The 26,997-nt window shown below is 35.7% G+C and carries 39 protein-coding genes; 2 read left to right on the forward strand and 37 right to left on the reverse strand.

The genetic code is table 11. The annotated features are described in order from the left end of the window. Window positions 1–26: 26 nt before the first annotated feature. From ACSBOP_RS11595 to ACSBOP_RS11690, 20 genes are all read right to left on the reverse strand, one after another. A complete protein-coding gene (locus ACSBOP_RS11595; RefSeq protein ID WP_442600694.1) occupies window positions 27–491 on the reverse strand; it encodes a GNAT family N-acetyltransferase in 465 nt (154 codons plus the stop codon). 27 nt (window positions 492–518) lie between these two features. Continuing rightward, the gene (locus ACSBOP_RS11600; protein WP_442600696.1) at window positions 519–962 is read right to left on the reverse strand and encodes a GNAT family N-acetyltransferase; all 444 of its coding nucleotides are present in this window, start codon (window positions 960–962) and stop codon (window positions 519–521) included. 14 nt (window positions 963–976) lie between these two features. Beyond that, window positions 977–1,372: a hypothetical protein gene (locus ACSBOP_RS11605; RefSeq protein WP_442600697.1), complete on the reverse strand. Its 396-nt coding sequence runs from the start codon at window positions 1,370–1,372 to the stop codon at window positions 977–979. 140 nt (window positions 1,373–1,512) lie between these two features. Then, window positions 1,513–2,082, reverse strand: coding sequence for a GNAT family N-acetyltransferase (locus ACSBOP_RS11610; RefSeq protein WP_442600698.1), 570 nt, complete (start codon window positions 2,080–2,082; stop codon window positions 1,513–1,515). A 111-nt stretch (window positions 2,083–2,193) separates the two neighbouring features. Beyond that, a complete protein-coding gene (locus ACSBOP_RS11615; protein ID WP_442600699.1) occupies window positions 2,194–2,640 on the reverse strand; it encodes a pentapeptide repeat-containing protein in 447 nt (148 codons plus the stop codon). A 70-nt stretch (window positions 2,641–2,710) separates the two neighbouring features. Then, window positions 2,711–3,217 (reverse strand): signal peptidase I, encoded by a 507-nt coding sequence (lepB, locus tag ACSBOP_RS11620; protein WP_442600700.1) that lies wholly within the window; start codon window positions 3,215–3,217, stop codon window positions 2,711–2,713. 18 nt (window positions 3,218–3,235) lie between these two features. Beyond that, window positions 3,236–3,988 (reverse strand): SDR family NAD(P)-dependent oxidoreductase, encoded by a 753-nt coding sequence (locus tag ACSBOP_RS11625; protein WP_442600701.1) that lies wholly within the window; start codon window positions 3,986–3,988, stop codon window positions 3,236–3,238. A 278-nt stretch (window positions 3,989–4,266) separates the two neighbouring features. After that, window positions 4,267–4,605, reverse strand: a complete 339-nt coding sequence (locus tag ACSBOP_RS11630) for a DUF3139 domain-containing protein (protein ID WP_442600702.1) — start codon at window positions 4,603–4,605, stop codon at window positions 4,267–4,269. Window positions 4,606–4,842: 237 nt separating this feature from the next. Continuing rightward, on the reverse strand, window positions 4,843–5,433 hold the full coding sequence (locus ACSBOP_RS11635; protein WP_442600703.1) for a uridine kinase family protein: 591 nt from the start codon (window positions 5,431–5,433) through the stop codon (window positions 4,843–4,845). A gap of 110 nt (window positions 5,434–5,543) precedes the next feature. Next, window positions 5,544–5,777: a hypothetical protein gene (locus ACSBOP_RS11640; RefSeq protein WP_442600704.1), complete on the reverse strand. Its 234-nt coding sequence runs from the start codon at window positions 5,775–5,777 to the stop codon at window positions 5,544–5,546. Window positions 5,778–5,838: 61 nt separating this feature from the next. After that, window positions 5,839–6,315, reverse strand: coding sequence for a GNAT family N-acetyltransferase (locus ACSBOP_RS11645; protein ID WP_442600705.1), 477 nt, complete (start codon window positions 6,313–6,315; stop codon window positions 5,839–5,841). A 146-nt stretch (window positions 6,316–6,461) separates the two neighbouring features. Next, a complete protein-coding gene (locus ACSBOP_RS11650; protein WP_442600706.1) occupies window positions 6,462–6,812 on the reverse strand; it encodes a VOC family protein in 351 nt (116 codons plus the stop codon). Between the two features lie 131 nt (window positions 6,813–6,943). Continuing rightward, a complete protein-coding gene (locus ACSBOP_RS11655; protein ID WP_442600707.1) occupies window positions 6,944–7,531 on the reverse strand; it encodes a histidine phosphatase family protein in 588 nt (195 codons plus the stop codon). Window positions 7,532–7,557: 26 nt separating this feature from the next. Next, on the reverse strand, window positions 7,558–8,484 hold the full coding sequence (locus ACSBOP_RS11660) for an aminoglycoside phosphotransferase family protein (RefSeq protein WP_442600708.1): 927 nt from the start codon (window positions 8,482–8,484) through the stop codon (window positions 7,558–7,560). Between the two features lie 35 nt (window positions 8,485–8,519). Then, a complete protein-coding gene (locus ACSBOP_RS11665; RefSeq protein WP_442600709.1) occupies window positions 8,520–8,927 on the reverse strand; it encodes a GNAT family N-acetyltransferase in 408 nt (135 codons plus the stop codon). 164 nt (window positions 8,928–9,091) lie between these two features. Next, window positions 9,092–9,439 carry a hypothetical protein gene (locus tag ACSBOP_RS11670; protein WP_442600710.1) on the reverse strand — a complete coding sequence of 116 codons (348 nt, stop codon included), beginning with the start codon at window positions 9,437–9,439 and terminating at the stop codon, window positions 9,092–9,094. A gap of 271 nt (window positions 9,440–9,710) precedes the next feature. Continuing rightward, window positions 9,711–10,256 carry a GNAT family N-acetyltransferase gene (locus ACSBOP_RS11675; protein ID WP_442600711.1) on the reverse strand — a complete coding sequence of 182 codons (546 nt, stop codon included), beginning with the start codon at window positions 10,254–10,256 and terminating at the stop codon, window positions 9,711–9,713. A gap of 326 nt (window positions 10,257–10,582) precedes the next feature. Next, entirely contained in the window at window positions 10,583–11,149 is a 567-nt protein-coding gene (locus tag ACSBOP_RS11680) for a histidine phosphatase family protein (protein WP_442600712.1), read from the reverse strand. Window positions 11,150–11,322: 173 nt separating this feature from the next. Next, window positions 11,323–11,844, reverse strand: a complete 522-nt coding sequence (locus ACSBOP_RS11685; protein WP_442600713.1) for a serine hydrolase — start codon at window positions 11,842–11,844, stop codon at window positions 11,323–11,325. Between the two features lie 82 nt (window positions 11,845–11,926). Further along, a complete protein-coding gene (locus tag ACSBOP_RS11690; RefSeq protein WP_442600714.1) occupies window positions 11,927–12,583 on the reverse strand; it encodes a prolyl oligopeptidase family serine peptidase in 657 nt (218 codons plus the stop codon). Between the two features lie 224 nt (window positions 12,584–12,807). Here ACSBOP_RS11690 and ACSBOP_RS11695 point away from each other — a divergent pair, with 224 nt between their 5' ends. Then, complete coding sequence (locus ACSBOP_RS11695; RefSeq protein WP_442600715.1) at window positions 12,808–13,443, forward strand: TetR/AcrR family transcriptional regulator; 636 nt, start codon at window positions 12,808–12,810, stop codon at window positions 13,441–13,443. Between the two features lie 15 nt (window positions 13,444–13,458). After that, complete coding sequence (locus tag ACSBOP_RS11700) at window positions 13,459–13,965, forward strand: DUF4188 domain-containing protein (RefSeq protein WP_442600716.1); 507 nt, start codon at window positions 13,459–13,461, stop codon at window positions 13,963–13,965. Window positions 13,966–14,100: 135 nt separating this feature from the next. Here ACSBOP_RS11700 and ACSBOP_RS11705 read toward each other — a convergent pair whose 3' ends face one another. The 17 genes from ACSBOP_RS11705 to ACSBOP_RS11785 form a co-directional block, all read right to left on the reverse strand. Then, complete coding sequence (locus ACSBOP_RS11705; RefSeq protein ID WP_442600717.1) at window positions 14,101–14,922, reverse strand: aminoglycoside adenylyltransferase domain-containing protein; 822 nt, start codon at window positions 14,920–14,922, stop codon at window positions 14,101–14,103. 378 nt (window positions 14,923–15,300) lie between these two features. Further along, a complete protein-coding gene (locus tag ACSBOP_RS11710) occupies window positions 15,301–15,714 on the reverse strand; it encodes a hypothetical protein (protein ID WP_442600718.1) in 414 nt (137 codons plus the stop codon). 1,013 nt (window positions 15,715–16,727) lie between these two features. Further along, complete coding sequence (locus ACSBOP_RS11715) at window positions 16,728–17,258, reverse strand: hypothetical protein (RefSeq protein WP_442600719.1); 531 nt, start codon at window positions 17,256–17,258, stop codon at window positions 16,728–16,730. A 259-nt stretch (window positions 17,259–17,517) separates the two neighbouring features. After that, entirely contained in the window at window positions 17,518–18,153 is a 636-nt protein-coding gene (locus tag ACSBOP_RS11720) for a hypothetical protein (protein WP_442600720.1), read from the reverse strand. An 80-nt stretch (window positions 18,154–18,233) separates the two neighbouring features. Next, window positions 18,234–18,425 (reverse strand): YcxB family protein, encoded by a 192-nt coding sequence (locus ACSBOP_RS11725; RefSeq protein WP_442600721.1) that lies wholly within the window; start codon window positions 18,423–18,425, stop codon window positions 18,234–18,236. Then, a complete protein-coding gene (locus tag ACSBOP_RS11730; protein ID WP_442600722.1) occupies window positions 18,371–18,721 on the reverse strand; it encodes a hypothetical protein in 351 nt (116 codons plus the stop codon). The genes ACSBOP_RS11725 and ACSBOP_RS11730 overlap by 55 nt, the downstream gene beginning before the upstream one ends. Window positions 18,722–19,284: 563 nt before the next feature. Further along, the gene (locus ACSBOP_RS11735) at window positions 19,285–19,686 is read right to left on the reverse strand and encodes a hypothetical protein (RefSeq protein WP_442600723.1); all 402 of its coding nucleotides are present in this window, start codon (window positions 19,684–19,686) and stop codon (window positions 19,285–19,287) included. 67 nt (window positions 19,687–19,753) lie between these two features. Next, window positions 19,754–20,245: a hypothetical protein gene (locus ACSBOP_RS11740; protein ID WP_442600724.1), complete on the reverse strand. Its 492-nt coding sequence runs from the start codon at window positions 20,243–20,245 to the stop codon at window positions 19,754–19,756. Between the two features lie 108 nt (window positions 20,246–20,353). After that, entirely contained in the window at window positions 20,354–20,968 is a 615-nt protein-coding gene (locus ACSBOP_RS11745; protein WP_442600725.1) for a class I SAM-dependent methyltransferase, read from the reverse strand. A gap of 159 nt (window positions 20,969–21,127) precedes the next feature. Then, window positions 21,128–21,649 carry a GNAT family N-acetyltransferase gene (locus ACSBOP_RS11750; protein ID WP_442600726.1) on the reverse strand — a complete coding sequence of 174 codons (522 nt, stop codon included), beginning with the start codon at window positions 21,647–21,649 and terminating at the stop codon, window positions 21,128–21,130. Between the two features lie 224 nt (window positions 21,650–21,873). Then, a complete protein-coding gene (locus tag ACSBOP_RS11755) occupies window positions 21,874–22,281 on the reverse strand; it encodes a hypothetical protein (RefSeq protein WP_442600727.1) in 408 nt (135 codons plus the stop codon). Between the two features lie 258 nt (window positions 22,282–22,539). Further along, the gene (locus ACSBOP_RS11760; protein ID WP_442600728.1) at window positions 22,540–23,055 is read right to left on the reverse strand and encodes a GNAT family N-acetyltransferase; all 516 of its coding nucleotides are present in this window, start codon (window positions 23,053–23,055) and stop codon (window positions 22,540–22,542) included. 177 nt (window positions 23,056–23,232) lie between these two features. Continuing rightward, window positions 23,233–23,739 carry an AAA family ATPase gene (locus ACSBOP_RS11765; protein WP_442600729.1) on the reverse strand — a complete coding sequence of 169 codons (507 nt, stop codon included), beginning with the start codon at window positions 23,737–23,739 and terminating at the stop codon, window positions 23,233–23,235. 107 nt (window positions 23,740–23,846) lie between these two features. Further along, a complete protein-coding gene (locus ACSBOP_RS11770) occupies window positions 23,847–24,464 on the reverse strand; it encodes an HD domain-containing protein (RefSeq protein ID WP_442600730.1) in 618 nt (205 codons plus the stop codon). A 223-nt stretch (window positions 24,465–24,687) separates the two neighbouring features. Continuing rightward, on the reverse strand, window positions 24,688–25,365 hold the full coding sequence (locus tag ACSBOP_RS11775; RefSeq protein ID WP_442600731.1) for a hypothetical protein: 678 nt from the start codon (window positions 25,363–25,365) through the stop codon (window positions 24,688–24,690). Between the two features lie 327 nt (window positions 25,366–25,692). After that, window positions 25,693–25,923 carry a hypothetical protein gene (locus ACSBOP_RS11780; RefSeq protein WP_442600732.1) on the reverse strand — a complete coding sequence of 77 codons (231 nt, stop codon included), beginning with the start codon at window positions 25,921–25,923 and terminating at the stop codon, window positions 25,693–25,695. Between the two features lie 154 nt (window positions 25,924–26,077). Next, on the reverse strand, window positions 26,078–26,992 hold the full coding sequence (locus ACSBOP_RS11785) for a phosphotransferase family protein (RefSeq protein ID WP_442600733.1): 915 nt from the start codon (window positions 26,990–26,992) through the stop codon (window positions 26,078–26,080). Window positions 26,993–26,997 lie beyond the last annotated feature (5 nt).

The following is a 26,997-nucleotide window of genomic DNA, read 5'->3' on the forward strand; positions in this document are numbered from 1 at the left end:
AGGATGACAACAAATTCATTATCATATCATGGTTTCACTATCTGATATTCATAAATTTTGGTTTCCTCATCACTTATTGAATACCCAGTCCCCACGTATTCCCAGCCATTTTTCTCATAATAATCAGCTAGATCTGTACATAAATATAAACTTTTATAGCCCTTATCTTTTGCTTCCTTAATTGCATGATTCTGGAGTCGAGTTCCTAATCCGTTTTTTCTATATTCAGGACGAACATATAAACAGGCAAACCAAGGATGTAAATCTTGTCTACTATTCAAATCAGACCGCAATAATGCATAAGAGCCAACGATATTTCCGTCCTCCAAAGCTATATAAAAACGAGGAATATCACTTTCGGTTTGACATGATTTTTCTATACAATCGCGATAGAAGTTATAATTCGAATCCGATCCCCAATTTTTCCAAAAATAAGAAACCGCATCCATTAGTAGTTCTGGCTTTTCCTTGAGTTCAATAATATTCATCATGCGCTTATCTCCTGACTAAATTTCATGCTAGAAAACGTACTTCGCTATCATTTCACCACCGGACCACTCCATGATCCCCACTTCTGTAAATCCAACTTTTGCATATAATTTTTTTGCCTGTTCATTCTCTGGGGCATACCCGATAAAAAGAAGATCGCTGCGATCATTTCTTTTTCGAATATCATCAATAACAAGTTCTAGAGCTCTCTGTCCGAACCCACGTCCTTGATAACGTTCATCAATCATAAATCGATATATCCAATAGTTACTATCATCTGAGTCCAATCCATACATGGTAAAACCAATCATATTCTGATCCTCATAGATAGCTTTCGCTTCAAATCCATCTAGAAAATGTACCTCAGCAATGGAATACAGATTCGAAGCTATAAATTTTTCTTGTCCAGGTTTTAATTTTAATTTCAGACATTCTTTCCAATTACTTTTCTCTATCTCTTTTAAAATAATCATATAGTTCTCCTTCATCATTCAGATTTTCCACTATTGCTCTTTAAAATCTCTTGTTTCATCACCTTTAACATCTCTTTCCGAATCATTCCACTAAAAAAACCTATGACAAACCAGTACATAGAAAAACGCCTTTTGGCTTTACTTGAGGTACAATGAATTCTAGTTGCTGTACTGATATTAATTTGTCCCTCATTGATTTTTGTAAGATTAAAATTCCAGACCACCTTCACATAATCTAGTTCCTTGAAACCCACAAACTTTTCTGGAGTCATTTTCATAATGTTGCCCGTCAGCTTCCATGGTTGAGCAACAAGCCCAATCACAACTTCTGAATGATCTTCTTCTAATAAAATAAACCCTAAATGAAAGAAGCCTTTTAAGGATAACATTCGTCTTGGAAGACCACGCAAGAAAAACAATATCCGAATCCATTTGGATTTCCCATAATCAACATCATATAGAAAGGAGTGCAAAGGCTAGCTTGAAGTATGTACAACAATTTCATTCCTCTTGTCATAATCCCATTCAGCTAAGTAGTTATCAATTAGCATTATTGGTCATCCTCCAAGCCTTCTTCTAAAAAATCGACCACTTTACAATACCAGACCATCTGAACAGAATCGGGTCCCCAATAGTTCTCGACTACTTTATAGGGTGTTCCAAATTTGCGTATCCACCTTTTTTGCGCACGTTTATATCCACTGTCTAGACAAAACTGATCAATTCCTTGACTGTTTAGATGTGTGACCATAGCCTTAATCAACGCCGAACCCACGCCTTGGCTCTGATAACTTGGTAGTACGTATAAACTACTAAGTTCACCAACCTCAGCTAATTGGTTATCTGTGCATACTTTTATGTCTTCACCACATGGCTTCATAGAGATTGTACCTATAACTGTCTCATTTTGTTTCGCAATCATGAAAAAGATACCTGATTCTTTATTGTCCAGTGATTCCTTTAGTAAATTCTTTTTTTGCTCAATTTCTTGTTGAATATCATCTACTTGATGTCCAAATCCCTCTTTATCAAAAGCATCCTGAATGGCCATTTCAAAGACCTGATTGGCTCCTCTAATATCAGCCGAAGTCAGCTTGCTTATTGTCAAATTATTAATCATGGATTGGCAATCCCTTCAACGTTTATTGATCAATCTCATCTTCTCAAAAAATAAGCCCCGTTCCTTAGATAGCTCACATCATAGGGCCAGGGCTTTTCGGAACGATTGTAGTTACTCTTCCATTTTTTTAAATAATTCCTCTATTAAAATTCCATTAATCTTTAAGCCCTTAATATCACAGTCTACAATCTCCATATTTGTCAAATTGCAATTTTTGAAAATAATGGGTTTGTAGTCCCCATCTGGTTGGTAATTCTCATCACCTTCGGCAGGAAGAACCACATTCGAAAATTCTGTTCCAAATAAATGAATATGTTCAATGCTCATGTGACTCATGTTTGCGTTCTGAATACCTGTCTCCGATAAATTAATGTTCGTCAGTCTCCAACCCGCTGCGTTCACATCATTAGCTGTCAATCCACTCATGTTGGCATTGTTTACCTTTACATTTGATAGATTGACATTATTGAAATTAAGTCCTTGTGCATTCACATCCTTGAAAGAAGATCCTGAAATATCTTTCATTTCAAATTGCAACTTGTTTGCATCCAAATGCATGTTTATTCTCCTTCACTTTTTTTGTATATGTATATTCACTACGGTATCATAATTAGCAATTAAAGGTAATTCATTTAAATAAAAGATGTGTTGGGATATCCAGTATGACCTTCCCAATTATTTTATCGATTGCTACAAATGGAGTTTGCCATGCATGTGAATCAAAACTGCTATTTCGATTATCGCCTAAAAAGAAGTAGTTATGATCTGGAACCTTTACGGGTCCATATGTGTATGTCATAGGCTCATTAATATATGTCTCTGTTATCTGTTCATTATTTCGAAATAATTTTCCATCTTTAATTTCAATTAAATCTCCTGGCAAACCTATTAATCTCTTTACATATCTTGTATTCTCTTCTCCTATTAATGGTGGGTAAAATACGATAATATCCCCAAAATTTAAATTAGTCATCCACATCATTTTCTCTACAATGAGACGATCGTTAACTTGTATTGTGGGAATCATTGATCCTGTCGGAACAGACATCGCCTCCGCTACATAAGTTCTAATAAATAAAGAAATCACAATCGCAAGAAAAATGCTCGGTATCCATTGTTTAATTACCTTCTTCATTCAATTCTCTCCTTTTCATTATCTACCACCACTCACGGTAATTATTTCCCCTAAAATATAATTAGACGAATCCGATGCAAGGAAAGAAATAACTTCTGCTACCTCATGTGGAGTTGCAGCGCGTTTCATCGGTACGGTAGAAACTAATTGTTCTAAACGGTTACTATCTGGCGCAAACTTATCATGAAATGGTGTTTCGACCATACCTGGTGCCACCCCATTTACAATAATCCCGCTGTCTATTAGTTCTCTCGACATTCCAAGTGTCATCGTATTAACTGCGCCTTTTGTCGAAGCATAATGGATGCTTTCCCCTGCGCCTCCAATTTTAGCTGCCGCCGATGAAACATTGATGATTTTACCGCTTCTTCTTGGAATCATATATTTTAAAACTGCTTGGGAGCAAAGAAGGATACTCTTTACATTTAGAGAAAAGGATTCATCCCATAATGCCTCGGTCATATCCATGAATGTACTTTGCTTTATACCGCCACCAGCGTTGTTAACCAATATATCAATGACACCATATTTTGAAATAGCTTCTTCAACCATTGCCTCCACTTCATTCTTCTTTGTAACATCAGCTCGAATCGCGACAGATTCCCCACCGATATCACGAATCATTCTAACCGTATCCATTGCCCCTTCATGATTCGAGTGATAATTGATCACGATTTTCGCGCCTCTTGAAGCCATTAACTCCGCTGTAGCTCGGCCAATTCCAGAACTAGCTCCAGTAATGAGCACTGTCTTATGCAACAGATTCTGCACATTCGCCGCCTCCATCGATTTTATTTAAGGTCACTAGTCTTAACCCATTTTAACAAATTCTTCATGGATGTAATAAATCTTGCAGGCTCTTTAAATTTATCATCATTAAAAACAGTATCATACGCCAATCCTTCAATTTGCTCACTGTTTAGTTCAAGGGAAGACAATTCACTAGAAAAAATTGTATAAAATCGTATAAAGTGCATGTATTCATCTGCTTCAGTTACTTTCATCTTCTCAACGTACGTTTTCAGATTGACTCGATTTTTTCCAATACATTATTTAAATGGAAAATAATGTTTCAACTTTGATTGTGTTATACCTTTTGCTTTACCATCTTCTGTTAATCTATATTCAAACTGCAATACATTATTGTGTGCGAAATAAACATACTCTACATCGGGTTCATCATTAAAAACTACAATGGCGTAAAATGACGGTAGCTTTTTTCCCCATATCCCTCTAACCGATATCTCTTCTTTGCTATACTTTTTTTCTTCTATTAGATAATTCAAGACCCTGTTTGCATATATGATTTTGTTTGCCTGCACATATATGATGGGAGTTAATACTAGGATGATAAGCACAACACCTAACACTATTTTTATTTTTCTCATTTCGCACTTCCTTAGTGACTACTTTGATTACTTTTTCTGCCTATGTGCATCACTTCTTTAGAAACACCAAGATTTAACCCGACATCTCGAAGATACTCCCTTTCTGTTGTTATCACATTTTTCGAAGCTCCTCCAGAGGGTAAAATATATGGAGCCATGCCTCGATTATGCTATCAAATGGATATGACATGAAAGTTCATCCTCACTTGTATGTTTGTTAAAAACCTCAAGAATCTTTTAGCCCGTTCCGTTAATAATTAAGTCTGCTTTTTTATTTGGTTTTTCTATTTCAACATACCGCTGTTCTGCTGGCATCCATACGTTTTCCCACATGTCTCTCATTTTCTCTCCGTCTCGTTCTATCCCTCTGGTCAATCGAATCCCATGATCTGTTTCTATCCATATTGTATAATCATAGTAATCATACAATTCATTTCTCAGAGTATACACACCCTCGATAATTACCACACCTAAAGGAACTCTATGCCACACCAGCAGCTTATCTTCATTCCAATCATATCTCTGATAATAGCCTTCTTCTCCACTACTCAGTGGCTTTATAACCTGATCGAATAACCTTCTCCAGTCAAAGTCTATTCCAATTAAATCCGGGCCTCTCATGCCTTTTCGCTGCTCAGATGGGAAATAAAAATCATCCATATGTACAATCGTTATGGGTTTATCTAGACCAAGTTGATTTTTCAGTTTCATTGCAAACGTACTCTTACCAGCACCACCGCACCCATCAATTCCAACAAGCAACAATTTCTTATTTAAACTTCCAGCTAAAATAACCTTACATAATTCAGTCATATTCAATTCTGTCATGTTTAGTCTCCTAATTAGGCTTCTTCTATTTACCACTTTATTAACGAAGTTATTCCGTACTTATATTAACATCCACTCCAAATTGAACTAATCCTAATTTTTGTGTACTTTCAAAGATCTAAGATATTTAATGATTCAGAGATATACGGATTGATCTCGTCTATCATGCCTTGCGATATATCGTTTCTAAAGTAAGTATGAATAGAAAATTTGGTTTTCCCAATAAAAATCGCAGGAGGGCTGACTTCCGTTTTCTCATTAATTCTCACAATTCTATTCTCATCGTTAAGCACGTACAAAGTAGATGCTTGAATTTTCATGACTTCATTGTCTGTGAAATCCATTACTCCACGCCTTTCACATTTTGTGTTCTTTCATAGGTATAGAGTTTTCCAAGGGTACTCTCTAATCCACTTCCATCCTCATGATGATACCTGCTATTTGATTATTGTCAGGATCACTTATAATTTTCATATCATACGGTTTAAAACCAATCTTATAGTAAAGTAAAAGTGCTTTTGTATTTATATTGTGACAAACTAATCTTAGTTCTTTCACATTTAATTCATTTCTGGCCCTTTCGAGCATTAGATTTACTAGATATTCTCCCGCACCTTGTCCCCTGAATCTTGGATTAATAATGACATTCCCCAACCAACAATGTTCCCCTTCAACCAAACCATACAGATTACAATATCCCACTATTTCTTCCTCATACTCAATTACAGTCGCTAATTGCCGCGTTTGAGAAGTTTGATACAATTGCTCTGGGTCTGCTGGATATAATCCTTTAGGGAACATGTAAAATAATTCCGTTTTGTTCTGAGGGAACTTTGAAATATAGTCAAAATCCTCTTTTTTTGAATCTCTATAGCTAAACAAGAAATCACCTCAATTGCAAAAAGTTAAATTTGCCCTCTCTGGATTGCATACGTAATCTTCCCCCGTTTGTGACAAGCCATTTACCTGTTTCCCAATCATTGAGTTCTTTTTCTTCAGATTCTCTACCCAGGGGATAAGCCAAGAGTTTATTTGTTCTGAATTAATCCTATTCCATTTCCTACGGGGTCAACTAAATAAGCAAGATAGAAATGATCAAACTCCATCTTTTCTCTAACAACCTGCGCTCCACATTCTATTGATTTCTTTATTGCTTCTTCTATGTTTTCAACTTCAATGTGAATTCTTGTGCCATGTGGATAATCATTGGGTCCCTTCGCAATACCACCATTCATTCCCGGTTTATCATCATTTCCTGTTGTTACATCTTGATAACCCCAATTCGGTTCTGCAATCTTCCATCCAAAAACCGAAGAATAAAAATTTGAAGCTCGTTCAGGATCTTGACTATTTAATTCAAATGATACAACACGTCCCATATCAATCAACCTCCAAATATTAAATAAGCCCAGACCTAGATAGCATTTTATCTTTGACTGGGCTTTTGTTGTTTAGATACACTTCCATAATTATACATAAACCATTTATAAAATAACAAGACTTAACACGTTCATTGCGATACCTCACAACTCTTCCATAATCTCTTCGTTGTTATTAATACTTCTCCATCGAACTCCAACCTGTAAATATCGGGTTTTGAAGTCTGTAATAAAAAATCCAGGTCAAACTGATTATCAAAGTATCCCATCATTAAAGTCATAACAGCTCCATGCGTTCCTATTACAACTTTCTGCCCTTTATATTTCTTTAAAAGATCTTTCAAAATGGCTACAGAACGTTTCTTGCAAATATTAACAGTTTCCCCTCCAGGCAATGAAAAGTCTGGATCAGAAAACATTTTCTTTACAGTCGGATACAATTCTTTATCAGACAAAATCTTATCGTCACTTAAAAATACTATTTCTTTCAGATCTTCAATCACTAGAACCTCTTTGCCAAAAGATTCGGCTGATTCCTCTATTGTTAATATCGCCCTTCTATATGGACTTGAAACGAACGTGTCGATTCCCTCATCTTTCAATAGCTCTGTTATGATATGAGCATCTGACCTGCCTTTGTCAGTCAGCCCACGTGTTCTCTCTTTCCCTTCTGTTTTAGGTGATTCCCCGTGCCTGACCATGTAAATAAATGTTTTCATAATAACCTCCGTGATGTGCTCTCAAATCAACCCTCAAAGTACCATTTAGGTTTAATCAATTCAAAGTTGTTATGATCTTCTAAGACCCTATTGAGCTTGCTAATCATGATATCTGTCTCTTCAGGTTTTACTTTTCTGATCCATACGATAGAGGAGAAAACACACATCGCTAAGTAAAGTGAATATAATTTCCAGAACCATTCATTTGGTTCTTGATTGTGGTGGTACCCTTTTATTTGGCCAACCGAAAAAGGAATACTAACTTCTGAACTAAACATTCCCACTTTCAAAAACTCGTGTATGGGATCTCCCCAATCAAATCTATTAAAATCAATGACTCCTGATAGAGAGTTATCTTCCACAATCAGATTCCCTACATGAAAATCGTCATGTTGAAAAAGATTCGGCCTATTTTTCATGATTTGAAGATTATCATCAATAAAAGACATGATCTCCAGATCATGATTTACTCTTATTCCTAGTTTTTTATATTCTTCCATATAATTTTTATGTTTAACAACCTTTCTATCATACCAAGAAGAGATATGGCTAGGTGCAACATACTGATGAATCTTATGTAGTTCTTTTCCAGATTGAAGTCCGATATGAAATTGATCGTTACTTGAGAGTTTAGGGAGTTCTTCAGATGCGTCATCCCCCTCAATAAAAGTTAATACCATATATCCAATTCCGTGATCTGGTAAGCTTCCTAATTTTATCGGTCTTGAACATTTAACGTTATACTCCTGCATCTTAATTAGGGCTTCATACTCCAAGGATTTCCTGTCGTACTCTTTAAGATTAAATGTCCGTAGTAGATACTTTTGATTATCCTTCACAACCGCATATTTACGATCATCCGAATAACCCTTCATAATTGGATCAATCTCAATATCACCTTGAAGAAATGGAATATATTCTTTTATTATTTGATAATCGTTAATATGTCCCATAATATCACCCCTTTTCTATGTCACTTCTATTTAAATCAGATAGTCTTTATCAGAATAATTTCTAAAGGCTCTTTTTCCAATAACAAACATCCAGAATCTACATATCCTAATTTCCTATAAAAGTGCTGCACTTCTTCATTTGCTAATGTCGAGGTCATTACAAGTTTAAAGCCTTTTTGTTTCAATGAATCTTCCCAATAGAGAACAACTTCTTTCCCAATACCATTATTTCGATATTCTTCATCGATCCAGAGCATGTTCATAAAAGGCGTGTTGTCCCAAAAATATCCGTATCTCATCCAGCCGACATTTTTATTCCCTTGATTGCGTAATATTAATATTTCTTTATTTATTATCTTCGGCATGACTAAGCTCTTCACTATATGTCTATCTCGTTCAATGATGTATTCATAGTCTTCTTCAGTTGCATAATCAATCTTCATTGACGAATACCTCCGTATGCTATATCAACTTGCGTACTAGTGACCACATAGCTATTATTTATTTTCTTTATTCTTCATATAACTGTAGACCGTTTCCCTAGGGCGTCAGCCCCGCAGCGTGAATGCTGGTTTAGGTGATGTTGCTGACCTCTTCGAAACACGTACTAGTTATCTATTTCATTCTTTATATATTCATTTAATTTCTTTATATCATCTGTCATAAATTCTATGTCCTGATTTTTTTGTTTCATCAAAACATACAATGGGGTATTTAGAACCTTTATTCCTTCATCAGGAAAGCCAGCCCCTGGAACTCCAGTTGTGAATACACTTATTCTATGATTAGGATCTTCCAGTCCTTCAACTTGAATTTTACTACTTACAGGATGTTCATAAACAATTAGAGTATATTGGGTTTTCTCAAAAGCATTGCTAGCAATTATAACAATAGAAAAACATATAAATAATCCAGTACCTAAGTAAAATAAATATTTATTAATGGAGTTCTTCATGAATTTTTGTCCTTTGTTTGTGTACTATTTATTTTAGCAATTTCGCCTAACGTTCTTGTATCTACGAACCATCACTGCCTTAAAGGAGTGTAAGCGACTGGCCGCGACGCGGTTAGGTAGTGCAGGGTTATCTGCTGAATCCACTTCCCCGAAAATTCTCCGGCAGATCAAAGAGCGACAGCGACGCGACGTAGATACCTTGTTATAGGACGTCATCGCCTTCTTCGTAATACCAACATCATCATTCACTTAACTATCGTGTCCCATTAGATCAATAAAAATAGCCTAAAAAATCTAGATCTCCCTCGCTCCAATCGGTATTTCCTACTTTTTTAATCATTAACTCATCAATCTCTTCAAAGCCTATACCATTTGTAATCTGAGTTTCATTATCAATTTTCATCCATTTACATTTGTTCTTTACTGGCTTATATCCATTTCTCATATAAAAGTTCATGTTATCTGTAAATAAAAGTATAAAATCAATATTTCGTCCCACAGAAAACTTATCAATTTCTAATAGCAGCGTTGAACCTACTCCCTGTGAACGAGTGTTTTGTGAAACACATAAATCAATTACACCCAGTATTCTCACGGGTCTCCCATTTAGATTCATTACCCTATATTCTAATCCAACGTGTCCTATGAGTTGATTTTCTTGGTTAAATGCTAGAAATCTAAAATGCGGTAATTGCTTAAAATAAATTCGATCCTTAGGATAGATATCTGGGAAACTGTCGATTAATAATTCTTGTATATATGTTTCTAATTCATTACTTATATCATATTCAAATACTTTATCTATCTTCAAAGTCATCTCTCCAATACTTACATATTGTTTTAATCCTTTTGTACGTCAAGTTGTTGCATCCCTTCATGAACTATCCTGCCCTTTCATACTACAATGAATTTAAATAGATTTTGAAATATTATTTGCGCTGATTTCCTATAACGTTGTTGTGTTCCCGACGCCTCACCGACTTAAGCCCCGTAGGGCGGCCGCGACGCGGTTAGTCGGTGCAGGTGTGTCTGCTGAATCTACTTCTTCGAAATTCCTCTTGCAGACCAAGGGGCGTATGCCCCGCATCGGGAACATGGTGTTATGTGTTGTCACAGTCCTCTTCGATAAACCCACAAATTACTCTATTCTTTCCATAGTCTTGTTACTTCTTCTAATTCCAGGTCTTTAAATTGTATTTTATAGATGTCTGGTTTCTTTGTTTGATTCAAGAAATCTAATCCGTAATTCGAATCAAAATAATTCATCATCAATGTCATTACATTCCCGTGTGTTCCAATAGCAACTTTTTTCCCCTTGTATTCTTCTAAGATATTTTTTAACACTACCACTGATCTATTCTGGCAAACAGTGTTAGACTCTCCTCCTGGTAATGCATAATCAGGGTCATCAAACATCTTCTTCATAGCAGGCATAAATTCTTCATTAGAAATAATATAGTCAGAAAAATACCTTTCCCGAAGATCCTCTATTATCTTAATATCTAATTCTAACTCTTTGGCCAATCCCTCCAATGTTAGAATTGCTCGAGCATAAGGACTTGATATAATAACGTTTATTCCTTCGCTCTTCAATATCTCTGTTATTGTTTCTGCTTTCAATTTGCCCTGTAGGGTAAGTCCCCTGGTTCTTTCATTTCCTTCAGTATATTGTGACTCAGCATGCCTAACCATATAAACAATGGTCTTCATATAAACCTCCTTGAATTGCTTCCATTATAATATTTCTGTGATTTCACATAACGTATTATCTGCGACACCCTTCGCAATCCCTCTTACCATATAATCCATACTGGAGATATATCGATTAAAATAAACTACCAAAAACTTTATTTTCTCGACCTTACACCAGCAACTTTTATATGCTAATCAAAATGTTTAAGTAACGTATCCAGAACCGCATTGCATATCTTTTGGGATGGTGTCTCATCATGATTGGAGACAACAACTACGCCTATTCTCTCTGATGGAACCATACAGACATATGCACTAACACCAGAAAACCCTCCTCCATGCTCGATAATGATATGACTCTCCTTTTGCCTTGTTCCCCATCCTAGAGCATATCCGGATTCATTAGCAAAGCGCCAAACAGGCTCATACATTCGATCAATCATAGCCTGAGACATAAAGGGATGTTCACACATATATGAGGACAAATATTTACATAGATCATTTGCAGTTGAATAAATAAATCCCATTGGAGCCCCTAAAGAATTTATTGGAAAAGGACACTTAAACACATCCATCTCTAGGTTAGGCTTGATTACATTATGTAAAATATCTTTATTGCTACAATAATATAGTGCAGAATCCTCATCTTCTAATATGTTTTCAGCATGTAGGGTAGTTCTTTTCAGGCTTAACTTCTTGAACAAATCTCCCATATTTTCATCCCATTGTTTCCCACTGACTTTCTCAAACAGATCAGCTGCACAATGATAATTCCATTAATAACTTCACCTCATATTAGTCTATTTTTTGTTCTTGCAACCAAGTATATATCTCTTGGTTTCTTAATGTTTCTTTCATTATGTCATGTCCCAGATCTGGGTATATAGTGAGTCTGACATCCCCTTGATGCTGTTCAATTGCAGTTATCATGCTTGTCATTTGTTCTAGTGGGACAATATCATCTTTGGCTCCATGAAAAGCCCAAATCGGTGTGTCTTTGAGCTGTGCTGCTTTGGATACTTGGCCACCCGAACTCAATGGCACAATTGCTGCGAACATTTTCGGATTATGTATAGCCAAATCCCAAATTCCATATCCTCCCATACTATATCCAATCAAATAAACTTGACTTGGATCTACGCGATGATTAGCCGTAAGCTCAGCAACTAAAGCTGTGACTGCGTCACGCTCCATATTCCAATAAGACTCACTTGGGCATTGGGGGGCTGCAATTACAAATGGTAACGATAATTCACCTTCATTAACTAATTCAAGCAATCCATAATTCGATAACTTGGTTACATCCCCGCCCCTCATACCAATACCATGTAAAAAAATAATAAGTCCCCACTCACGAGTTTCGTCAGCATATCCTTCAGGAAAAGAGAGGAGATACTCAATCTGTACTTTCTTGGTTATTTCCATACTTAGTGTATTTGGTTGTATTTTCAATTTAAAAGTCCTTTCAATATTTCATCAAAATCTATCTTTATTTAAAAATTCGATTACCACCCTTATATTACCAGTCAACTTCGATTTGTAAATACATATTGGAGTGGTCGATCCTTTCGTATCTTTCAACCTCTTCATGAAATGCTCATGTATTACATTGACAACAAAAGTTTACACGTGTTAATATTTTAAGTGAAGTTAATTAATATTAAGGGTGGTATTCTGTGATCCTTTCGGACATTCCCCTGCGGGAATTAAAAAAAGCTCGAAATAAAATAGCCTTATATGAAGCCAGTCTATCTCTTATGGGAGAGAAAATGTTCAGGGAAGTCATGCTCGACGATATTTGCCGGAAAGCGGAAGTTTCACGGGTTACCTTTTTCAAATATTTCGAAAGAAAGGAAGATCTGCTCCTTTATTTTATGCGTGTCTGGTTAACTGAACGTATCATCGAAATTGAAGATGAGGGGAAGAGCGGTTTCTCGTCTGTCAGGCATCTGATGCATAAAGTAGCTGAGCAGAATAGGGAAAGACCCGGATTAATGCCGAGTCTGATTTCTTTTCTAGCAGAAATGAAAATGCATCCTTGTATGCCTGAAATGAGTCAAGCAGAGACTTTATTACTATTTCCCAATCACGAGGATATTGGAGCCCAGTCACCCAATATGTTTGATCTATTTCATCGGTGTATGACTGAGGCGAAAATGAACGGGAAACTTAAAAATGGCATCACAGTTGAAATGGCAGTTCAGGTTCTATTTACTGTGTTTTACGGAGCATTTTTGACTGCACAATTGTATGATTCCTCTGAAGTTTCAAATGTGTACGACGCCCATCTCCAATTGATTGAAAATAGCTAGAGGAGTGATGTGAGCATGAGTAAAGTTATACCTGGCCGATATACGGCACAAATCGATGGATCTTTCGTTGTTTTTATCATCGGCATGCGAATCAACAAATTATGGGCTGTGCACAAATGGCTGCCCGTATTTAAGGCAATGAATCCAATGATCCAAGAGTTGTACCGAAATCCAGATTTAGGGTTTCTACATACCAGCTTTCATTTATCTTGGAGAGGGGTAACTCTCGTACAATACTGGAAATCCTTTGAACAGTTAGAACACTATGCACAAAAAGGTGCGATCCACTTAGCTGCATGGAAACGTTTCAACCAAAAAGTTGGAACAAGTGGTGTTGTTGGGATTTATCATGAAACGTACCTTGTCCCTGAAAAGCAATACGAGTGCGTCTATAACAACATGCCTGTTTTCGGCCTTGCAAAAGCGGGAAGTCATGTCCCTGCTGTCGGAAAACGTGAAACAGCAAGCAAAAGGCTTGGTCGGAATGGAGATCCGGCGGTTCCAACACCTCCCAACCCGTAAGATGAACATTGTGGGATCTATTGCACTGACTATCCCCTGGTTATCCTGTTTGTGCGAGCGAAGGTTCAAGTAAACGTCAAAGAAGCATCCTATAAACCAGAGGATGCTTCTTAAATTCACTGCGTATTATTTCCTCTACATGTTAATCTCAAATATCCTATTGCTTTCTTTCATGATATATTTCATATAATTGATTGCATCTGATTTTCGTGTAATTCTTGATTGATAAAGGGATTTTGTCATTCCACTTCTTGTGTTTATACATTCCTGAATAATCTTATGCCATTGTACTGGTACAACTTCTAAAGCGTATTTTCCAGCCCCAACCTTCGTAGTAATCTTATGCTCTCGAAAAGTATAAAAAAGTCTGGTAATGCCTAATACTCCCCACTCCATATCATTTCTTCTAAAATAAAGGGCTAAGGATACAAGGGACAAAAGCTTTGATGATCTAATAATCCAATTACTCCAGTAACTATTCAAATTCTGGTGCATTCTTGATATTAGGAGCTCGAAATCCACTTCAATATTTAAATCAGATATTTCTGGACCCATTATTTTAATCCCTTTGTTCTTAAATTCATACCAAGTTACCAAATTTAACTCAAAGTAACCTGACTTGTACATTTTGCCTTCCAAAAAATAAGGAAAAGGTTGAATTTCACTCTGTAATTTTCCCAAATCATCCCAGGTAATATATATACCATTTAGATTAGGTTTCTTATATTTCAGTTCTACCTTACGATGAACTTGGTGTAACATTTTAATTTCTGCTTCTGAAAGTCTTTCTTTAGTAATTGCTATAAAATCGATATCACTTAGTTCTAACGAAAAATCCTCTGATACGATTGATCCATACAGATAGAATCCTTCAAGTAGATTAGGCTTTAGACTGTTCACATTTTTTATATAAAGATCCAATATTTCATCTACTTGGGATGGAAATTTAGGCTTCATGATTGTCTCCTTTAAAGTTATGCATCATCTAACGTTTATGTATTAACGAACCTTCACTGTCATAATGGGTTAATAACTGTACCGGCAAATGATAATTATCAGTACATAAATATTATAGAACGGTTGTTACTATTGCAAATGTAATAGCTCCAACTAGTAGATTAATAACTTGTTTCCCTCGAATCATGGCATCACTCTCCCAAGTACCGACCGCGACGCAGTTTGGTTTGCAGAGGATGTCCGCATGACCCACATCACGAAATTCCTCGGGCGGACCGAGGACCCGAATGACCCAACACATGAATTCGGTGTTAGGCGCTGTTGGAGTCTTCTTAGAGAGTTCATTTGTTATGATTTATTAATGTTGTGTGGTTTTCATTACCATCCTTCAACATGAACAACAAATGGATTATCAAGTATAATGAAGAGGACAATTTGAATAACTACACCAAGTAACACAACGCGCACTGAGTATAAATAATAATATTTAAGTTTAGAAAGGTCGCATTCAATCTTCTTATTAATAATTGCGAATAATTTTCCATATATAGGGATTGTGATTATTGAAATAATTATGCTTACTAAACCTTCGAGAAATTGGGCCTCATAATGGTGAGAAAATATAACCATAAAGAACTTAAATATAGTATAGGGAAGAGCCACTGATAATGCAGTTTCTATAAAAATTATGAGAGTCTTTGTTCCAAGTTTATTCTTGTATGGCTTCATTGAATCAACAATTATAATTAATGAAAGTCCAATAAAAAATAATGGAAATAAATACATTTTCACTTGTATTCGATCCTCCTGTTTATATGGACTTATCTCCAATGGGTCCTAACCACGCCGTGTAAATACGGTGTTAGACGATGATGTGCATGATGCTATGCAGAAGAGCAATGTAGGCAAGTGATAAAGAACATCTAGGCATCGACCCGATCGAATCAAAATACCTTCTTCTTAACAGCCACTGCAATAACAACTATTAAGACAATCAACTGTACCACATTGATCTCATTAAACTCACCATGATATATGGCCATAACCAACGTGGTCGTCAACCCGCAAAGTATAGTATGAAGTACAAGCCGACCGACAAAATTCATAGTAATCCTCCTTATGATAGGAGTCTAATCGACACCGGTTTACCAAATTGATAACCATCACTAATTCTTCTCTTATTGTTATAAATAAAGTTTTGCGGCCTTAAACTTCTTATAGGAGATATCTAACAAATAAAATAATATAGACATAAAAAATACGGAGATAGTGAGTAGTCCATAGAAATGTTCAAACATCATTACAATGCATGCCGGCATAAATACTCGAGTTATGAAAGTTAAGAAACACCTTAATATTCTACTATTAATTTGATATAGTTCGAAGACTAAAAACAAAGGTATTAATAACATGAGAAATACTGGTACTGCTATAAAGGCAACTATGAAAAAGTCCCAAAATAATATTCCAAAAGTAATCAAGTATATACCACAAGTGATACATCCGATCTTCAATCCAATCTTCAACTTTTCCATCATTTTTTTGTCAAAATCAATTTCTTTTTTCGAAGGCAAATAACTAATAATAATTTCGTCAGACTCTTCCGAATCTCTCATAATAAACATCCAATCTTCAATTAATTTTTTTGCTTTTAGGTAGTTTCACATAACCTATTGCATTTAATTTCTACTAACGTTGTTGTATTCATGCTCATCGTGACTAACCAACCTTAAATTTATTATTTATAGTAATTATTCATTACTTTCCACGAACCCTCTAAGCTTAAAGGATCTAAGCGAAAACATTCAAAGCTCCTTGTTATTTTTATCATAAGCCTTGATACGAAGTTCTACATTTTTATTTCTATCTAGTTCCAAACACCATAACTTCTTATCCTCATTTCCATCAATATTTACATATAAATTAAGAGAATATAATTTTGCAGATTTATTATTGATCTCAATCCTATCAACTTGACTTGATGCTAAACCAAAAATAAAATAATCTGAACGGCTATATCCATTTGTTGGAATCTGGATGTTTTCTTTTATGTTCAATCCACTCCCTGTACTAAATGATTCGGTATACCAACCAAACAGTCCTTTAGAGAGTTCTGCACACACCACATCATCTCGATCATTAAGGTAAAAATAATAGGACTTATTATTAGATTGTGAATTTAGTATAACCTGCTTGACATGCTTCAAGTTCTCTTCTGATGTATTAGATTTAATAGCTAGGTCAATAGATGAATATGACCGTGTGTATTCACTACACATCATTACTAATAACACACCTAATACAACTGCAATAATTCTTTGGAGTCTTGTCAACATTTAATCACCTTTCGTAACGAAATAAGTTCAACACTGTTGGTGATACTAGGACAGGAAATACGAGCATTTCTACCCGCTAACAAATAAAGACTGCCGTTTAGCAGTCAGGAATATATAGTTATTTATCCTGATTTTCAAATCCTTTCACAAAAGGACCGTCTGGGCATATAGTGGCGACCCCTCAAATGCATGCAAGTTGTATGAAGCTGCTAGAAATCATCCTCGAATCCTCTTCTAACTTCTACCGAACAGAGAACTGCTACCCCGAAGTGTGATTTATGTCAAGTTCAAAACCAACATCTTGTATTGACCCTGACATGCCGCTCCCATTTCTCTGAACGCCAATGAATTGCATGTTAATCGTCCTTTTGCTATGCCTATCAAATGTAAGTATATTTTTTTCGAATTCTATACCAATAGATTCATAAAAATCATTTTTAAGAATCGGTTTGATCGCTATTCGATCTAATTGCCCATAATTGAAAATTGCGAAATTACAATTAGCAATCACGTGATTGTCTTCTGTTTTAAAATTACAATTGCCTTTTGAAATATCTATTGAATCGATACCCTTTGAATTGTGCTTCACTAAGAACATCACCCCTTCAGATACATAGGGAAAAACAAGAAAAAATGCAATAGTTCCCATTATTAATCGACTTAAAATCTTCGGGTATTTAGAGCGAAAGTTTCTTACTGTTCCAACAATACCAATTAATAAAAGAACGAGTCCAATAATCGCAGGTAAAAATAATCCTGTATTGTTCTTATCTGTCCATGGAGAAAGTCCAATAGCTTTAAAAAGGCTATCACCGAGTGAGGATTTTAAATGTGTATTAGCTAGGAGAAATAACCCTACCATCAAAACGATTATAAAATAAAACCCTTTTTTCATCGACTCCACCCCCATAAATAAGTTATGTGGTATTTCAACTTATATAAAATTATGAAAATGATCACCGTCATTTCTGACACTCATTTATTATTTTTAAGACATTCTTTTATTTGTTTAGAAAAAAGATTCATCTCAGCAGGTGTTGTAAATGTTCTCTTAGGTATGATGTGTGCCATGATTTTATCAATAAAAATATAGAAGTACTCATCATCTTCTTCTATGCTATTATCCCTTCCCACTTCGTACTTCCTTCTGTTACTGAATTTCTCCATACTAATTGCTCATTAGTTATTTCTATTTCATGAATTCCTAATATTCCTTTGTTATCCTCCAACAATTTCATAATTCTACGCTTCATACTCTTATATGTAGAATAATTTATTACTGCTCCTCCAATGACTCCAAAGCTTACACAGTACCAAAAAGGTAGTTTCATCAAAAGTAATATTAACACCATTAAAATGGGCAAGCCTACCATCATTGAATAAACGGTTGCTTTATACCGTTGTAGTAATACAAACTTATTAAAGTTCCAATAGTCTTCTCTGTTTATCTCAATTTTTAACATCTCTGATATTCTCCTTTCGTGTTGATATATGTATCTATGAACCCCCGATAGGGATATCTTCTTCTGAGATTTAGAAGAAATAAAATTAATGTCTTACCGTTTTTATCCATTCCATATCTAGTTTCCAACCGCGACACGGTGAGCTTCTCCAAGTATATTTACCTATTTACGCTTCGCTACCAATATCCCTTGGCAGACCTAGGATCGGCTTTAACCAATCTATCAGCGCGAATATAATGTAGTTAATGTCTACACTTCTCCGCATTTCCTTAAAAACTCACAGATTACTTCACTCTGATTGGAGAGTTGTCTTATTGTTATGTTGTTTGCCATTCTTAAACCTCTATCTGTCGATTTCAGTTAACTTTCTTGTATTAACTAACCAAAGTGGCTTAAGCTCACGTGCGCCCGGCTCCAATGAACTTAGCCTAGTAGTTCTGCAAGTTCCGCTTCCCCAGAAATGCCACGGGCCGACCAAGAGAAATATACCACGTAGCGTAAATACAATGTTAGATGATGTGATCTTCTTCAGCGAATTTACTGAAAATCTCCTTCTCTATTTCTTACATTAGATCTTTAATAATATTTATTAATAATCCTACTTGCTCCATATTGAGAAACAATTCAGGATCACCAAAGTAAGTTAAAGATATACTTAAAATTAAGTAACTTGGTATTAGAGATACTATTATTTTTCCCGTATTTTCTCTACTATTGCTATCTACATTTATTATTCTAACTCCCTCACGTTCTAAAGAAGAAATTCCTTGGTTCATTCTATTCAATCCTATATTTAAGCTTACTAGTAAGGAATCAACATGGTCTCTACTTAGTTTAATTTTTGCTCTCATCCCATACTGAAAGGTTTGGATAATCGATATTTCTAGACATTCTTCGGCTGATAACTCAACAATTATCTTTCCTTTATTTTCTTCATGGTTTATATCATCAATAGCAATTTCCATATCTGATGCTCCTCAGAATAAGACTATATTAAAAATTCTTATTGAATTACTTAATGTGCTTTTCCTATTATTTAGGTAATTTCCAAGACTCCGCTATTTTCAAGAGTTCTTTTTTTATCATTTCATTATCAATTGAAACAGTTGCTTCAATATAATAGGTATTCGTTTTTTTCGGTACCTCCTTATTAACTCTTTGTGCATATATCCAATACATTATCGAATCTGGTGATGGATTTGCTGCCGGTCCACCGTGTTTAAACTTTATTAAATGAACTTGTTCGGTTGGTAGATTAATTGTTTCTCTATATAGCTCCTCTGAATGATTAGGTATGCTGACGTAATTCACTGGATCTTCTTGCCTGCCAATAGATACTTTCATTCCCTTCATTTGAGTAGATTCTCCTTCTAAGAGAAATTTCAACTCAGAATTAGAATCAAGATATGGGAGGCTGTTATCTGGTTGTACATCTCGATTATTATTTAGGAAAATCATTACAACGACAGTGACAATGGCAAATATTCCAAAAACGAACAATGCATGTTTATCTCTTTTTTTCATTTTTGAAACCTCTTTCAAAATCGAAATTACGATGATTTCATTTAACGTTCATGCGTTCCCGAATTGCGAATACTTTGTTAGATGATGTCGCCAACTCCTTTGAAAACATTACCCTTTCCTTAAAACCATTCCTTGGAAATTTAACTTCATTCCTTCCAGAGGAACTGTTCTGAATTCTTGAAGATCAAATATTTGTGTGACTTTCTCCTTCATCTTCATCTCATCATAAAATGAAAAAAATCGCTGTGGTTGACATGGATCTTCTTCCCATATACCTTCACTATTATATCCGCCGTACACACCCATATAAAAAGTACTTTCAGGTTTCATTACACGTCTTATTTCTTTTAGAACATTTAATAAATCTTGTTTTGGAATGTGTAATAGTGAATTCATCGCCCAAATTCCATCAAAAAAATTATCTTCAAAACTTAAGTTATAGAAATCCATTTTGAGAGCATTGAGTCCCCTTCTAATACAGGCTTCTACCATTTTGGGACTAATGTCAATGCACGTAACATCATGCCCATTTTCCTTTATGTACCTACTATGCTGGCCAGAACCAGCTCCCAGATCTAAGATTTTGGTTTGCTTTCTTAAATTCAAAAGTGAAAGAAAATAATCAAGTTCATTTAGTTTCCACGGTTCAATACTGGATTTATCCCTCAATTTTGCATTCTCATCGTAACTTCTTTTTAGATTTTCTTTGATATGCTGATTCATATGCCATCGTCCTTATTCATTTATTTGCTTACTCATTCTAACGTTTCCGCATTCACGAACCCTCACCGACTTAGATTGCTATTATCTTAGTCGGTGCAGGGAGCGTCAGATCGATGCGTGAATGTTTTGTTATATGACGCCGACACTTCTTGATACTACTTACAATAGATTCTTATTTAGTTCTTTAATAAAATATAGATTTAAATCGTCATCTACACGCACTACATCTCCTGGATCTACTTCCTTGTTATTATACATAATTCCATTTCCATCAGGTATAAAACCTCTTCTGCAATATATTCTTTGTGCTGTTCCATAATCTTTAAATAATCCCACTCCAATTCCAATCCTGTTATACTTTCTATTTACTATGATCTCAAATTCATTGATTATCTGATTGGCAATACCACGTCTTTGGTACTCTGAGAATACATTTAAATCATTGATTTCTGGAATGCTATGTTCCTTAAAATACGGATAGTCGGATTCATATTTCAAATGTGAAACTCCTGCTAATTCGTGATTTATGAATGCTAGTAACGTAACACGTTTTCCATCTTTGTTCTCTTTCTCACATAAATCATAATACTCATCCGATCGATGTATATTATGATTAACAAACGCTTCTTTCCATATTTCCTTTAGATCTTGAGTTTCTAACTGTTTTAGAATTACTTCCATGGATTATCCCTCTCTATTCTAATTAGTCGGTTTCATATAACGTTTTCGGTATTCACGAACCTGAGAGGTTTAAGGTGGTAAGCGCCGGGTCCGACGGACTTAGCCTCGCAGGGTTGTCCGCCTGATTCAGCTTCTCCGAATATCCTCGGGTGGACCAAAGGCGCGTAAGCGACCGCAGCATGAATACGATGTTAGGCGGAGTTAGTTTGAATTACCTTCAAGTATTATTTATACCTTCCTTCTTCTATTCTACTTTTTGCTATCGCTCTTATCTCTTCATCTTCATCATTAATAAATATTTGAAGAATTTTTAAAGTCGCTTTTTTATGTCTGGCAATAGATCTTCTAACGAGTACTTCAATATCATTTACAAATTTCATTTGAAGGTCCTCAGTAATCTTGTTTTTTGATGCAATCATACACCGAACACGCCACTCTGGATGTTCAGATAAAATATCCATTACTTCAAATGGCACTGTTTTATTTTGTGCCACCCAAAATGCCATGTCTGGATATGTATTAATCACTTCTTTCCATACTTCTACTGAAGCCTCTTCCCATGCTGCTCTTAGGTATTCATCAGGGTTTTCACTTGTTCTTAAACGATAAAACTCAGTTGCTGAAGTTATCATTGTCTCGGCTTCCTTCATTTATGTTTATTCTATGCTTCTGAATTTCGCCTAACGTGCTTGTATTCACGACGCCCCACCACCTTAACGCTCCTAAGGAACCGGCCGCGATGCAGTTAGGTAGTGCGAGTGTGTCCGGCTGATTCCGCTTCCCTGCTGCTGGAATTCTCATCCCGAATCCGCTTCTAACTCCGGCCGGACCGAGGGGCGAATGCCCCGATGTGTGAATATGGTGTAGTTGATGTTAATGCCATCTTCGATTCAACTAAAAAATGCTTTCGGGTATTTAAGTTCCCCTCTGATTTCTTGAAGTTTTCTTTCCTCAACTTCATAAACCATAAAAACCTCATCAAGCACTTCGAACTGTTTCAACTCAAGTCCAAATTTTCTTGCAGGTTGAAATCCTACCCGTGGATAGTAACTAGGATGTCCTATTAATAAAATGAGTCCATATCCTAGTGCTTTACATCTTCTGATACCTTCCTCGATCAAGCTACTTCCTATTCCTTGTTTTTGTAAATCTGGCTTAATTGCTATTGGAGCCAATACGATTACTGTATGTACTTCATTTTGAGCTTCCACTATTGCTTTACTAAGCATTATGTGGCCCACTATTTCATTGTTTTTTTCTGCAACCAGAGATAACTCTGGTACAAACTCTTCAGACTTTCTGATTCGTTCAACTAGCTTTGATTCATCTTCTCTATTTCCAAATGCTTGAAAGTTTATTTGATATACATCTTCGAAATCCTGTTCAATTTCTGTTCTAATAATCATTTCATATCTCCAATCATAAAATATAGGTTTTTATATCATTACATTAATTTCACCAAGCGTTCTTGTATCTACGAACACGAGAGGCTTAAAGGAGCGGAGCGACTGGGTGGCTCTGCCACTTAGCCTTGCAGGGTTGTCTGCCTGATTCAGCTTCCTCGAAATAACTTTCAGAGTATTTTATCTTGCAAGATATTCTTGTGCTTGAGTCATTAATAATTCAATCCCTTTGACACTATCTAAAACGAGTTCCCCATCATTGGGATTTAACCTCAAATCTCCGTAATGTTTCTTCATTTCTTCAAAATTAGTGATTATGTTATTGGGCTTAGGATCTAACTTTCTTTGATTAAATCTGTAAGCCCAAAGAGCCTCATCACTACAAATGCATAAAATAGGTTTCAGTACTCCGTTATTGTTATTGATCCATTTTTGTAATTCTAAAATCTCTGGAAACGGTGCATCTATGATTAGATCCGCATTACACTTCAAATTTGTTTGCATAATCTTATAAATTAGTTGGTAACTAAATTTATTCCGCGCATCATGATCTTGTATAAAATCAAATATCGAATCATAAATATCATCTTTCCTGATAATCGCTATCTCTAGTCTCTTTCCCAATTCATTTGATAATGTTGTTTTACCAACTCCAGCTCTTCCCCTAAAAAGAATAATATTTGACATACAATTGCTCCCTTTGGATATCATTTATTCATTGTTGTTACAGATTAAAGCTACGGACCTGAAACACATTAGGTAGGAGTGCCGTGTTTACAAAATCAATGCCTCCCTTAATATTCATTTAGAAGCTCTTCTCTTGCCTCTATTAACCAAGGATGTACTAGTTTTAATTTATCTCGCTGATCCCATATGCTATTAAGATATATTAAGATGGCCTCATCTATTTTAAGTTCATAAACTTTAATTCTCATTTGCTGTAAGTATGGATGTTCCCCGGGTAAGTTCCATGAAATTTTGTCGGATACAAATAATATCTTATCTGTAAGATTGGAATTAGGTTTGTGAGTTGTATGACTTTCAATTGCGTTCAATATTTCTTTGTCCGTTATTCCAAAAATGTCTTTAGCCATATACTTTGATAGTTTCTGATGTATACTTCTATCATATTTAAGTTCTTCATCAAGTATTTCAATAGACAATTCTTTGGATACATCCAGCATTGTAGAAATTGGAATAACATTGCTTATATCATGCAACAAAGCTGCCTTAATGACTTTCATAGGGTTAATAGTATATAATTTTGCGACTTGTTTTACTTCATGCACAACATCTAATGTGTGGTTCCATGTTCTTAAATCATGATTTTGTTCAAAAAATGTTTTTACATCATATCTCAAATCGCCTGTTAAATTTAGACTCTGTACATATTTCCCGAATATTTCATTCATTTTTCAATTCCTTTCATATTTTTTCGCATTAATTTCTGCTAACGTGCTTGTATTCACGACGCCCCACCACCTTAAGGTTCCTAAGGAACCGGCCACGATGCGGTTAGGTGATGCGAGTGTGTCCGGCTGATTCCGCTTCCCTGCCGCTGGAATTTCTCATCCCGAATCCGCTTCTAACTTCTGCCGGACCGAGGGCTGAATGGCCAGATGCGCGAACATGGTGTTATAGGATGGTCGGGCCTTCCTCGAAGCCACTTTCACTAATTGCCTGATTACTACTTAGCCATTCAGTTATGAAGTCAAATAATTCAACAGAGTACCTATGATTATTATTACAACTTTCTATTTTCTTGTTTATTTCCTCTATGTTTTGTTCGATACTTTCTGATTCTATAAAATGAACTAATCCAGGAATCTTATTATTAAGTGCTTGAAAATATCTTTGCTGAGGCTCAATAAATTTAAGGTTTAATTCGAATCCTCTTCGTAATCTTGTACTATCCATTAATTTTCGTTTTCTTAGGTTATCTTCGTTTGTATATAGCAAAAAATACATATCTGGAAAGCCTATTCTCTTATCAATTAGCATTGGTCTGTAGAACTTCTCAACAAATTCTAAGGACTGCCCATTAAATAATGAGAAATTAAATGACCAGTTGTACCACAAAGGTTGAAATAAATCTATATCAACAACCACTAAATCTTTTGATTGCTCTTGTTCTACTGCTATGTTCCATCTGTATAATTGACGTTCAAAAAACCATTCAGGGTATTCCTGTTCTGGTTTCTTCCACAACATAGCTACCTCTGGAATATGAAACGCATTTTTGATTTTTGAAAGCTCAGCTGAAGTCGTAGTTTTTCCGACTGCACTTGCGCCTTCAATACTAATAATTGTCATGGATATCTCCTATGTAATTAATTGGTTTTGTCCGACTTTCCTATAACGTTCTGTGTGTTCACGAACCCGAGAGGCTTAAGGCAACATAGCTGCCGAGTCGAAGACTTAGCCTCGCAGGATGTGTCCGCCTGATTGTGCATCTTTGTACTGAAATTACTCCGTTATATATTCACTTCCCCCTACTTCCGGCGGACCGAGGATCGCTTGCGATCCGATGCGTGAATACAGTGTATCCTATGACTCCGACCTCTCGAGCTACATAACAAAAATATTCTTACAAACACTTGATCTTCTAAATACTTGATCTTTTAATAGTGATTTATAACCTCAAAAATAATTCGACAATATAGCAAATACAACCATCAGAATCATTACAACAATAAAAAAGTAACCGAAAATTCTTATTGGTTTTGGCATTGATTTGAAATTAACTTTCTTCGGAGGTCCTCCACCTTCACTTCTTTGCGCCTCTTCAATCATTGAGTTTATTTGGGGAGATTCTAATTCCGAGTAATCAGCTATGTGTTGAGTTTCATGATTTTTATTTTCTTCTGACATTTGAATCACCTCAACTATTGATTTATTTTATAATATTCTCGGAGGTTTCGGATAACGTACCCGCATTTCTGACGTTCAAGCAGCTTAAGGCACGAAGTGCCGGGTCGTAAGAATTAACAACGCTTTCATCAACTATTGTGCCTCGTTTGGTCATTTAATTTCTATGTTTTTCTTCAATGACTTGGTCAACTTGGCTAATGAAATCTCCCGCGAGCTTTAATTGTTGAGTAGCAAATTTTAAATCACCATAGCCTTCAATAGCATAATCTAAATTACCTAGTGTAGACATCAATATACGGGCGGTAATAGCAAAACTAAATGCTTTTGGATCAACGACGATGTCTTCATTGCTCAACATGTACCTAAATGTTGGCTCCTTAAATCCATTAAACAAGATGAGATTACCAACAAATGATGCTAGGTCCCAGTAAGCGGGCATCAATGATACATCCTCAAAATCCGTCCATATCCAGCCTTTAGAACTTGGTACTAAGTTTCGAGCTTGGGCATCTCCATGACATGGTATTAGCAAACTTGTTTCTAAGCGCATCTGTTTATCTACTTTATGAAACAACTTGAGTAATGCTTGTATACGTTGGTCAGAGCTTTTCATCAATCTCGCAGCCGATTGACTAGTCCGTTCCCAAACACCAAGCACTGGAAGTTCGTCAAAAAAGTCCTTCATTGCTATGGAGAGGTCACTCACGAGCCTAACTGCTTCACTTGGTGATGGTCGTTGTAATTGTGTAGGAGGAACATAGTTCCAAAGCGTCATCCATGTCCCATCAACGTTGTATGGTCCTGCATCAAGAAGATCAATAGGTAGTAACACGGGAACGTTCTTGATTTGAAGGTGACGTGCTACCTGTAATTCTCGATAAAGTCTCTTGTATGCGAGACCCGTTTCTTCCTGTGAAATGACATTGGCTAATCGGGCAACAATTGGATGGGGGGCCAAATGAATAATCAAGTTGCCTCCATTACTAAGAACAATAGGTGTAATTTCAGATAATCCAATAGTTTTAACAACAAATAACACTTGAGAAACTAGTTTATCTATATTTGACAATACAA

The sequence above is a fragment of the Paenibacillus sp. KN14-4R genome (assembly GCF_052180255.1).
Taxonomy (GTDB): Bacteria; Bacillota; Bacilli; order Paenibacillales; family NBRC-103111; genus Paenibacillus_AM.